Below are 11,142 nucleotides of genomic sequence, written 5' to 3'. Positions count from 1 at the left end.
ATAAATGGTTATAAATCATATAATAAGGCTTATTTTGTTCCAATAACAATTGGATTAGAGGATAAATATTCAGTCTACATTGGCAATAATGGGGTTGGAAAAAGCGGAATTTTAGAAGCGATAGATGTTTTCTTTAATAATAGAGATTGGAATATTTATAAAGGTTCAAAAAAAGATGAGGTCTATATATCACCGGTTTTCTTAATTAATAAAAAAGAATTTAATTCAAGATTTGAGAATGATTCTAGATTTAGTAGATCAGAAATTAATGAATTTAAAAGTACTATTGCTGATTTAACTAAAATAAGTGATTACATATGGAATAATTTAGACAGCCTTGTGCAGGGGAGTTCTAGAAGAGAGCATATTGATAAATTCTTTGAAATTAAAAGGAAATTAGAAAGTAAATATAAAGAAGATTATTATCTCTTAGTTATTGGTGTTAAGAGTAATGGTAAGGCTACCTTAAGTCCTTTTCATGGATACCTATCAAAGTTACTTGAAGGAAAAGAACCAGAAAGAAAACTTGAAAAAATAAAGAAATTAATTTTATTACATTACTCTTATGTATATATTTCAGTAGAACAAAGGGCGAATGATATTCTTAAAATTGAAGCAGAACAGATGCAAAAATTAATGAGTAGAGATGTACTAGAGTTAGTAGATAAAATTATTGAAAGGCCTTTAAATATTGACGGTAGAAATATTAGTTTTTTAAGCTTTATTAACCAAAATCTTGATGAGTTCATGAATGAAATAAATGAAAAAATAAAAAGTATAGATAAAAGATATGATTATGGGGTTAGTGCAAATTTTAAAAAAAGACTAACAAGAACTGATTTAAGAGATAAAATATTAGAAGCTTATTTTTTAAAAAAATCCTTAAGACATAATCAACGTGAAATTTCCAAATTAAGTTCAGGAGAGCAGAGAAAAGCACTAGTAGATATAGCATATGCATTTCTTTCTAATTTTAATCAAAAGGAAAAAGAGATTGTACTAGCTATCGATGAACCAGAGGTTTCTTTAAATGTAGCAAACTGTTTTGCTCAGTTTACGAGGATTGAGGACTTAGCTAATAAATTCAATAGTCAGATAATAATAACAACACATTGGTATGGATTTTTACCTATTACCACTAAGGGACAGTTAATACATTTAGAAAAAAATCTCGACAATTTAAGAATAAGCCAATATAGTTTTTTTAATTACTTAGATAATCAAAGAAGCTTTCCTGAAGATGTAGAGTTGAAAAGCATGTTTGATTTAGCTACTAGTATTTTGAGTTATATAAAAACCAATGAAGAAAATAGTAATTGGATAATATGTGAAGGAGGGGATGATAAAATTTATCTGGATACCATATTGCCAGATAGTAAAGAGTACAGAATATTACCAGTGGGCGGATGTGGAAATGTAGTAAAATTATTCAATCTGTTACTTAATCCGCTTCTGATAGATAAAAAAGAAAGAAAGGATTTTAAAGGAAAGATTCTTTGCATAATCGATACAGATGAGACAAAAATGAATTATAAATTTGAAAATTTAAAAGATATGCCTATATCTTTAAGACGTTTACAAGTTTTTAGATCTAACAACGAAGAAGTTATAAAATTGTTAGACGTTGCAAAACAAGGAACAATTTATGAAAAAACAGAGATAGAAGACTGTCTTGATCCTGAAATTTATTATAACTCAATCAAAAAGGTAATTTTAGCAAATCAAGACAGCACTATCATAGACTTATTTAACAATTATGAACTTAATAGGGAAAAGAAATTTTCAAAAATAAGCGGAGACGATTCATTGCTATTACCTAATGGAAATGAAGCATATAGAAGAAAGAATGAGCTAGTTTCCTTTCTAGAAAAGCCTGAAGTTAAGATGTTAGTAGCAAAGGAATATAGTCAGGAGGCTCAAGATAAAAAAATAACACATTCATTAGCTATCGAAATTATAGAGTATTTTGAAGAATCGATGATAACAGTCTGTTAGCATAATATTTATAAACTTAAATTTCTTTAATATGAACGGTTTTTAAAATAATTATTAAGTACATTTAACACCTTGAATGCAAGAACAATGGCAATCAAGGTGTTTATTGGTTATTACACCTTTTTAGGGCCGGGATTTTGACTAATCCTTTCCAATTCGTTAAGATGAACATAAATTGTTCACTAAGTGTAATAACCAAAAAGGACTGAGGCACAATGTGTACGAGTGTGACGTTGACGACTGCAGATCAGGTGCATCTATTGGCAAGAACGATGGATTTTACTTTTCAGCTTGACGGAGAGGTGCTGTTGCATCCGCGCATGTATCAATGGATGAGTGAAGCTGACGGCAGGGAACATAGGGGGCCATACGCGTTTATCGGAATGGGCAGGCGGTTTGAAAACGCTTTGTTTGCCGATGGTGTGAACGAAAAAGGCCTGTCGTGCGCTGCGCTTTATTTCCCGGGTTATGCCGTGTATGAAAAAGAACCAAAGGATAACCATGATAACATCGCGCCGCATGAATTTGTGACATGGGTGTTGTCGAACTGCGTCAGCCTGGAGGATGTGAAGGCTGCGTTGTCTTCTCTTGCGATTGTGGAGAGAGAGGTAAAGCTGCTCGGTACGGTTACGCCGCTGCACTGGATATTGTCGGACCGTTCCGGACGGAGCATCGTTGTCGAACCGACGGCAGACGGCATTCAGGTTCATGATAATCCTGTCGGCGTAATGACGAACAGCCCTGAATTTTCGTGGCATTTGACCAATTTGAGAAATTACATCGGGCTGCGGCCCGGGCAGTGTAAGGCTAAAAAATTAGGTGAACTGACGTTGTCGGCTTTTGGCGAAGGATCGGGTTTAGCTGGACTGCCGGGAGATTTCACCCCGCCTTCCCGCTTTGTGAGGACGGCCTATTTGAAAGAACATATGAAACCCGTCACAGGCGAAACAGAGGGAGTGTCTGCAGCTTTTCATATTCTTTCAAATATGAATATACCGAAAGGCATCGTCATTACTGAGCAGGGGGAAGATGACTATACGCAATACACGGCGGCCATGTGCAGCCATTCGGGGAGCTATTATTACCATCATTATCAAAACCGACAGATTCAGAAGGTTTGCCTGTTTCAAGAAGACCTTGACCAGAAGGAACTCAAATCGTTTCCGGCAAATGCTGAAGAGGCGATTCACTCACTTCAATCATAATTCGAAAGAAGGAACATCATGCAAAACAAAGCAGCAAACAATCTCACTTTATTAGGAATAGTGTTGCATATTGGGTACTGGTTCGGCATCTTATTCGTTTTCCTGCGCATCAAAAGCGGGTGGTTTGATTCTTACACCGTTTGGAATCCGGATGCCGTGAGCGGATATACGCAGTCTGATACTTTGTATGCTGAGAGCGATGATTTATTCGGGGACACTGTTTAATTGGGGCTGTTTTTTCCTTTTGATCATGTTAATCGTCATTTTGGCGCAGTCGCTTATTTTTATTGCCCTGGAAATCACCGCGTATATCAAAATCAGAAAAAATCCGTTTTCTGCGTGGGGTTCTTTTATTTTGGCGATGGGCATTAAAAACATCTTTACGAATACATCCGAAATTCCGTTTCTCATTGCAGGCTTTCTCCTTCATAAACAGCAAAAGGAACCGCAGGAACCTGAAACAAAGGCTGTGCGCCGCAAGAACAGAAGAAGGGCTTCCGCATTCACCAAACGAAAAGCAGCAGCGGTGAAAAAACGGAGAAAACCAGGAAGAAAGTCTTAATAGAAAAGGAGATTTTCAGAAGAAAAAAGCTGCCAAATTCCGATTTACAAGGAATGGCGGCTTTTATTTTTTTATCCGACAATTGTAATGAAAGCGTTGACATAAAGATAGGCAGGTGCTACAGTATAGATACAAACTAATATCAGCAAGTTCTTAAGGATTGTTACTGCTTTAGCAGGCAAAACCTAAGTTACGAGAGTATCATCGGGACATTGTCCCGGGAAGCTGTCCGTAATTTAGGTTTTTTTTGTGCCTGAAATTAAGGAGGTGATGCAAAAACGAGCAGATATGTTTCCAGAAAAAAAGCCGGGTGAAGGCGGCCACCTTCAGTCCGGCATATTCCCCCAAAAGGAGGAGGTACTCATATGGATTATAATAAAGTATCAAAAGACATTTTACAACTCGTCGGCGGTGAGGAGAACGTACAGAGCGTGATTCACTGCATGACAAGACTGCGTTTCAACCTTTATGACAATGGCAAGGCTGATCGTGCGAAATTGGAAAACGTGCCCGGTGTAATGGGAACGAACATCAGCGGTGAACAGTTTCAGATCATTATCGGAAATGATGTGCCTAAGGTGTATAAGGCGATGCTCGCCAACAGCGGCCTGAGCGACGCAAAGGCCGGGCAGCCATCTTCTCAAAAGAAAAACGTGCTTGCGTCCATTTTTGATGTCATTTCAGGCGTATTTACCCCGATTCTCCCGGCGATTGCCGGTGCGGGTATGATCAAGGGAATTATTGCGTTAGCCGTGACATTCGGCTGGATGAGCGAGAAGAGTCAGGCGCACACCATTCTGTCTGCCATCGGCGACGGAGCTTTCTACTTCCTGCCTTTACTGCTCGCAGTCAGTGCTGCAAGAAAATTCGGCAGCAACCCTTATGTAGCAGCGGCTATCGGAGCGGCGATTTTGCATCCGGATCTGACGGCTCTGCTTGCTTCAGGCAAAAGCATTTCCTTTATCGGGTTGCCTGTAACCGCTGCCACGTATTCGTCGACGGTCATTCCGATTTTGCTTGCCATCTGGATTGCATCTTATGTAGAAAAATGGATTGATAGAATTACGCCGACATCTTTGAAGCTCATCTTTGTACCGACTTTCACCCTGCTGATCGTCGTGCCCGTCACATTGATCACGGTCGGTCCGCTCGGTGCGATTATCGGAAACTACCTTTCCGTCGGCGTGAACTATCTGTTCCAGCATGCCGGTCTGATTGCGATGATCCTGTTGGCCGGAACGTTCTCCCTTATCATTATGACGGGGATGCACTATGCATTGGTGCCGATCATGCTCAACAATATCACTCAAAACGGATACGACTATTTGATGCCGGCTATGTTCCTGGCCAATATGGGACAGGCGGGAGCGTCATTCGCCGTCTTTTTACGATCAAAAAATGCGACGTTTAAATCGTTGTCGATGACCACAAGCATCACGGCTTTGATGGGAATTACGGAGCCGGCGATGTACGGTGTCAACATGAGGCTGAAAAAGCCGTTTGTTTCCGCGCTTCTTGGGGGAGCCGTCGGCGGTGCATTTTACGGCATCACAGGAGTTGCATCTTACATCGTTGGCGGAAACGCCGGATTGCCAGGTATTCCGACGTTCATCGGCCCTACGTTTGTTCAGGCGATGATCGGGCTCGTCATCGCGTTCTTTGCAGCGACCATTATTGCTTATCTGTTAGGATTTGAAGACATTCCTTCAGACGAAGCCGATGAACAAGCAGCTGCTCCATCTCCATCTGAAGCGGGAGCGGGAGAGATCATTCAAAGCCCGCTGAAAGGCGAAGTCAAAGCATTGAGTGAAGTGGATGATGCGACATTTTCTGGAGAAGTCATGGGAAAAGGCGTCGCCATTGAGCCTGAAGAAGGCAAAGTGGTGTCCCCGGTATCAGGCACGATCACAACCGTTTTTCAAACGAAGCACGCCCTCGGCATTACAAGCGACAATGGGGCGGAAATTATTATCCATATCGGAATCGACACGGTGAAATTGAACGGTGAGCACTTTACCGTGCATGTCAATAAAGGCGACGCTGTAAAGCCGGGAGACCAGCTTGTCTGTTTTGATATGGATGCGATTAAGGATGCTGGCTATCAGTTGATCACGCCGGTTATCATTACAAATACGGACCGGTACCAGTCGATCAAGCCTTTGAAAACAGATGAAAGCGTTGACATTGAGGAAGCGCTGATCGCGCTGGCGTAGAGAAAGGAAAGCCTGACAAATTAGGATGAGGTGAAATGATATGACTGAACAAATGAAAAGGTTTCCTGAAGGTTTTTTATGGGGCGGAGCGGTTGCCGCAAACCAAGTGGAAGGCGCCTATAATGTCGGCGGAAAAGGACTCTCGACAGCCGATGTGTCGCCGAACGGCGTCATGTATCCATTTGACGAATCGATGGAGTCATTGAACCTGTATCATGAAGGCATCGATTTTTACCACCGCTACAAAGAAGATATCGCTCTTTTCGCCGAAATGGGATTTAAAGCATTCCGGACATCGATTGCCTGGACACGGATTTTTCCTAACGGCGATGAGATTGAACCAAATGAAGAGGGCCTCCAATTTTACGATCGTCTCTTCGATGAGCTATTAAAACACGGTATTGAGCCTGTAGTGACGATTTCCCACTACGAAATGCCGCTCGGTCTGATTAAAAAATACGGCGGCTGGAAAAACCGGAAAGTGATCGAGTGCTATGAACATTATGCGAAAACGGTTTTCACCCGCTATAAAGACAAAGTGAAATACTGGATGACGTTCAATGAAATCAACATGGTTCTGCATGCGCCGTTTACAGGCGGAGGCCTTGTATTTGAAGAAGGCGAAAACAAGTTAAATGCGATGTACCAAGCGGCGCATCATCTATTTGTCGCAAGCGCCCTGGCGGTCAAAGCCGGACACGAAATCATCCCGGACGCTAAAATCGGCTGCATGATCGCCGCAACGACGACATACCCGATGACGCCAAAGCCGGAAGACGTGCTCGCCGCGATGGAGAATGAGAGAAGAACGCTGTTTTTCTCGGACGTACAGTCGCGCGGAGCTTATCCGGGCTATATGAAGCGCTTCTTTAAGGAAAACGGAATTACCATTGAAATGGCTGAAGGTGATGAAGACATCTTGAAGGAAAATACCGTCGACTATATCGGTTTCAGCTACTACATGTCAATGGTCGCGAGCACGAGTCCGGAAGACTTGGCAAAAACGGAAGGCAATCTCCTCGGCGGCGTCAAAAATCCGTACTTGGAATCGTCTGAATGGGGCTGGCAGATCGACCCTAAAGGGCTGCGCATTACGTTGAATACGCTGTATGACCGTTACCAGAAGCCGCTGTTCATCGTAGAAAACGGCCTTGGCGCGGTCGATGCCGTCGAAGAAGACGGCTCCATTCAGGATGATTACAGAATCAATTATTTGCGCGATCATTTAAAAGAAGCAAGGGAAGCGATCGCCGACGGCGTCGACTTAATCGGCTACACATCATGGGGACCGATCGATTTGGTGAGCGCCTCCACCGCCGAAATGAAAAAACGCTACGGCTACATTTACGTCGACCGGGACAATGACGGAAAAGGAACGCTGAAAAGAACGAGAAAGAAAAGCTTTTACTGGTATAAAAACGTGATTGAAACGAATGGTGAAAGCTTGTAATGTGAACCGGATCGGCTGCCTCTATGAAGGCAGCTTTTTAAATGCAGAGCCGGATTTTTCTGTAGAATGTAACATCATTTTGCTATACACTTGAGAAAAAACAGGTATTCGGATTAGAGGCATGGTCCCCGATGATTATGGTGATGGTATTGAATACTGTTCTGTATTCTATTTTCGGCTTGTTGTCTGTTCTGTACTATAAGAAGGTCATTAAATCGGCGTTATGACATTAAGAAAGAGCCCATCGGACATATCCGATGGGCTTTCAGCTTGTAGAGAAAAGCCCTTTTTTAATATCTGTAAAAAGAAAAAGGCCTCACACACACTTAGCCAAGCTAGGCTAAGTGTGTGGTAATCATAACCGTATTCCGGAAATCAACTTTAAAACTAAGGTTTAGGTGACGAGACAACATGGGCTAATACGTCTGGTATATACTTTAGCTACAGTAAATCTCTCTATTTACATTAAAGGAAAATCCCTTCCTACAGTCAGAATAAAACTTACTCTACTGGATAGGAAGAGGCCATACTATAACAGTCTAGAAAAGTTCAGTTTTCCAGGATTTTTTAGGAGCCCACAACCACAAATTCCAAAAGTCATCCTTTGATTTAACCGCATATCTGTAGATTGTCGTTGACTTAGAAGCAGATGGCGCGCTTAAATAGAACTCATGGTTTGGAGCTTTATCGTGTTTACCTGAAATGGACGCCATTCCCTTCGTCAGAATTACATTGTAACTGTAGTCAATCTTTGGATAATAGTCTGCGAATGGTATTCCAACTGCATGAGTTACAGTCCAATGTAGATAGTTGCTCTTTTTACTGTTAATATAAAGTTTTATTCCGGCGCTGCTTGCGGTTTTTCTTTCGATAACCTTTTTGCAGTCCGGGTCACTACATCTTGAGGATTGTCCAACTTTTTTATATAAAGTTATACTTGTTGGTGAATGGAATTGCGTATTGACCAATGCCTGTGTCCTGATTTTATTAGAAGTGTCTGAAAACCCTCTATTATCTCCCTTTAAGTATGTATTTTTAAACTCTGGTTTAGGGTCAGAAACAGACTTGTAGGGAATAAAAGTTTTATAATCCCACCCCTTCATATTATCCTTTGGTAGTTTTTCTTGTACTGAAAAGTTATCGTTATTCGTTACATCATCTAATATAGAATCTTTCGAATCTAGGTATGATTCTTTGTTTTCCGGCATGTCTACAACTGCAGAGAGTGAACCTTCGACACTCATGATTTCAGATTTTTCTTCCTCAGAAAGGTTTGAACCTAGCTCTTGCATCTTTTTCTCGATCTCTTTTTGCTCTGGTGCGGAAGGGTCTATGCTTACATGTATAGAGTAGTTGTACCTTTCACCCGATTTCACATTGTTGTCTGTAAACTCCCTATTTTTAGTTTCACCTATTTTTTGGTCGTCTCTATAAACCTCATATATCCCGTCCTTATCAGGGAGTTCATCCCATGAAAGCTCCACGCTTTCAGTATCTGCTACAATATTTAAATGACCCTTTTGAATTTGATAAGCCATTAAATCTTCGGCATATGATCCCTCGAACGAATTTGGAGTCTCTTGTTGCAAATCATTAGGGACGTTGAGAGTGACCACTTTTTTTAGTTTGTCATTTTGAAAAATTCCAATTTTATATTTGGCTCCAATCATTGATATATCACCACTGATTTCATTAGAAGAGCCTTCGTAAACAGGTTCCCCATTTTTGAAGAACTTGTATTTATCCCCATTTTCGTTTACCTTTAATATAAAATGTCCATTTTTCACTTTTGTATCAATAGAGGCTAGAGGCTTCTTTTGCATAGCTTTTCGGTGTTGAACATAAACAAAGAAACACTATTAGTAAGAATGGTAAAACAAAAAACCTTTTCACAAAAAATCCTCCGATCTTTGGTTAAATTAATTGAATTTTAGAAGAAAAGGAGTTTACTAATGGGTATTTTGAGTGGGATTATCGGTTATTTGTGTACTGTTGTCTTTTCCGTTTTTTCAGCGACAATAGTTTACACATTGATGTTCTTAGAGGGTTTTGGTTTTGCGTCTTTTAGATCGATAAGTTTGTTTATGTTGGTCGCATATCTTATTTTTGCAACTCCAGTTCAAATCTTTTTAAATCGCAATCCCCAAAAATTTCATGTTTGGTATTTAGTGATTTACTTCATAGTTTCTCTAGTTGTTTGTGGGATATTGGCCTTATTGGCTGGCTATGGCCTTATTGTTTTTTTGTGGTATAAATTGTACGTTTTCAGTTTTCTTTTGGCTTTGGTTTACTGGTTTTGGGATTCTTTCTTTATCCAAAAGAATTGAGCACAAAAGATTTAAGTCAAATTTCACCCCTTTTTGTTTATTTGCCCGAGTCAATTGTATCACATTTTGTAGTAATAAAAAGAAAATTATCTATTTTTTTCAATTTAGTAAGTCCAAGTCGTACAGTTGTAATTGTGCCCAATGTGAAAAGAGCGCCCTAATTGGGCGTTCTCAGTTTAAAGAGAAAGTGGGGGGGTGAAGACGCAGGTCAAAAAATCATCATTTTTTTATTTCAGCAGTTTCAAGACACTATATATAGAGGATTTCTCGATAAAATCATCTGCATACTTTGTGGTCATAATTAAAAAGGCTATCGAGATTTTCTCGACAGCCGGAAAGCCCATCGGACATCTCCGATGGGCTTTCCGCATCTCTTACAATTCAACTTTATAAAGCGTCGTCTCTCCTCCGCCGCCGGGGCCGCCTCTTGTGCCCTGCTGAATGGTGCTTGAGGAACTGCTGTATTCGTCTGACGAAATTTTTTCACCGTGTTTTTTGATCCAGGAAACCAGCTCGCTGTTGCCTGAGTTGTTGCCCGGGATCAGGAAGTACTTCACTTTTCCTTCTTTGACCAGTTTTTTCAGCTCGCTGACCGTCAGGATCGGGTCTGTGCCGTTGAAGCCGCCGAGCGCCATGACATTTTCGTCGGCATTGATGATATACGGTGCGGCGGTGACCGTCGTCAGCGTAGCGAATAGGTATTCTTCGCCTGTATTATTTTTGCGAAGGTAGGAGAGCAGCCCTGTGTCCACATCTGAACTGAACATGCCGCCGCCTGATGAGCTTTTGAGCTGCGGGCCTGCTTCTGGAAGGACGTTGCTGTTGCCGTACATGAGCGGCGTTGCCGACCAGTAGACCGGTGTGAGAAGCAGGGCGCACAAGCTGATGATCGTCAGCTGATTTCCAAACGGATGGCTGCGCTTGAGCATGAGAAGGGTGATCGTCAGGCCGACTCCCAAGGTGCCCAGAACGTATATCCAGGCGCTGCCGATTTGATTCGTATAACCGCTTAAAATATAGACCTGGAATGCAGCTGTGATGAACACGGCTGCCGGCAGCAAATAGCTTGCCCAGTCTTTACGGTTTTTGTACAAGCCGTACATCGCATGCCATCCGATTCCGGATAATGCGGCGATCGGCGGTGCCAGCATAATCAAATAGTAATGATGGAAAAAGCCCGCAACGCTGAAAAAGCCTGCGACAGGGATGAGCCATGCCGCCCAGAAAAGGGTTTCTTTCATTTGCCCCGCTTTTTCGCGGCGGTCGCGGAACCAGCTGATCATCATGCCGAGCAATCCGAACAGTGCGAATGGAAGCATCCAGCTGATTTGTCCGGAAAGCGCAGATTGGAACAGTCTCAGCGGACCTGCAGTACCGGTGCCGAACATGT

The 11,142-nt window shown here is 41.6% G+C and carries 8 protein-coding genes and 2 pseudogenes; 8 read left to right on the top strand and 2 right to left on the bottom strand.

The features are described 5' to 3' along the window. The 7 genes and pseudogenes from V7126_RS14450 to V7126_RS14420 all read left to right on the top strand — a co-directional run. Window positions 1-1,995, top strand: a 1,995-nt coding sequence (locus V7126_RS14450) for an AAA family ATPase (RefSeq protein ID WP_335497667.1), incomplete at its 5' end; no start/stop codon positions are given. A gap of 215 nt (window positions 1,996-2,210) precedes the next feature. After that, window positions 2,211-3,200 (top strand): choloylglycine hydrolase family protein, encoded by a 990-nt coding sequence (locus V7126_RS14445; protein WP_175075952.1) that lies wholly within the window; start codon window positions 2,211-2,213, stop codon window positions 3,198-3,200. Window positions 3,201-3,218: 18 nt separating this feature from the next. Next, window positions 3,219-3,425, top strand: coding sequence for a hypothetical protein (locus V7126_RS14440; RefSeq protein WP_335497666.1), 207 nt, complete (start codon window positions 3,219-3,221; stop codon window positions 3,423-3,425). A 19-nt stretch (window positions 3,426-3,444) separates the two neighbouring features. After that, a complete protein-coding gene (locus V7126_RS14435; protein WP_335497665.1) occupies window positions 3,445-3,762 on the top strand; it encodes a hypothetical protein in 318 nt (105 codons plus the stop codon). 365 nt (window positions 3,763-4,127) lie between these two features. Beyond that, the gene (locus V7126_RS14430) at window positions 4,128-5,975 is read left to right on the top strand and encodes a beta-glucoside-specific PTS transporter subunit IIABC (protein WP_175075953.1); all 1,848 of its coding nucleotides are present in this window, start codon (window positions 4,128-4,130) and stop codon (window positions 5,973-5,975) included. A gap of 40 nt (window positions 5,976-6,015) precedes the next feature. Next, complete coding sequence (locus V7126_RS14425; RefSeq protein WP_175075954.1) at window positions 6,016-7,425, top strand: glycoside hydrolase family 1 protein; 1,410 nt, start codon at window positions 6,016-6,018, stop codon at window positions 7,423-7,425. A 104-nt stretch (window positions 7,426-7,529) separates the two neighbouring features. Then, window positions 7,530-7,652 (top strand): annotated as a pseudogene (locus V7126_RS14420) (hypothetical protein); the annotation flags it as partial. Between the two features lie 312 nt (window positions 7,653-7,964). Here V7126_RS14420 and V7126_RS14415 read toward each other — a convergent pair. Continuing rightward, window positions 7,965-9,248, bottom strand: a complete 1,284-nt coding sequence (locus V7126_RS14415) for a hypothetical protein (RefSeq protein WP_335497664.1) — start codon at window positions 9,246-9,248, stop codon at window positions 7,965-7,967. 129 nt (window positions 9,249-9,377) lie between these two features. On the opposite strand from V7126_RS14415, the gene V7126_RS14410 reads away from it, so the two are divergent. Continuing rightward, window positions 9,378-9,752, top strand: coding sequence for a UPF0715 family protein (locus tag V7126_RS14410; protein ID WP_175075955.1), 375 nt, complete (start codon window positions 9,378-9,380; stop codon window positions 9,750-9,752). A gap of 374 nt (window positions 9,753-10,126) precedes the next feature. On the opposite strand, the pseudogene V7126_RS14405 reads toward V7126_RS14410, so the two are convergent. Then, a pseudogene (locus V7126_RS14405) lies at window positions 10,127-11,142 on the bottom strand (mannosyltransferase); the annotation flags it as partial.

Source organism: Bacillus sp. JJ675 (assembly GCF_036963165.1).
GTDB classification, from domain to species: domain Bacteria; phylum Bacillota; class Bacilli; order Bacillales; family Bacillaceae; genus Bacillus; species Bacillus glycinifermentans.
This window is presented reverse-complemented; position numbering and strand designations above follow the sequence as displayed.

Coding starts and splice junctions, on each gene's coding strand:
- V7126_RS14425 (WP_175075954.1), top strand. CDS start 6,016: ATGACTGAACAAATGAAAAGGTTTCCTGAAGGTTTTTTATGGGGCGGA.
- V7126_RS14415 (WP_335497664.1), bottom strand. CDS start 9,248: ATGCAAAAGAAGCCTCTAGCCTCTATTGATACAAAAGTGAAAAATGGA.
- V7126_RS14410 (WP_175075955.1), top strand. CDS start 9,378: ATGGGTATTTTGAGTGGGATTATCGGTTATTTGTGTACTGTTGTCTTT.
- V7126_RS14440 (WP_335497666.1), top strand. CDS start 3,219: ATGCAAAACAAAGCAGCAAACAATCTCACTTTATTAGGAATAGTGTTG.
- V7126_RS14445 (WP_175075952.1), top strand. CDS start 2,211: ATGTGTACGAGTGTGACGTTGACGACTGCAGATCAGGTGCATCTATTG.
- V7126_RS14430 (WP_175075953.1), top strand. CDS start 4,128: ATGGATTATAATAAAGTATCAAAAGACATTTTACAACTCGTCGGCGGT.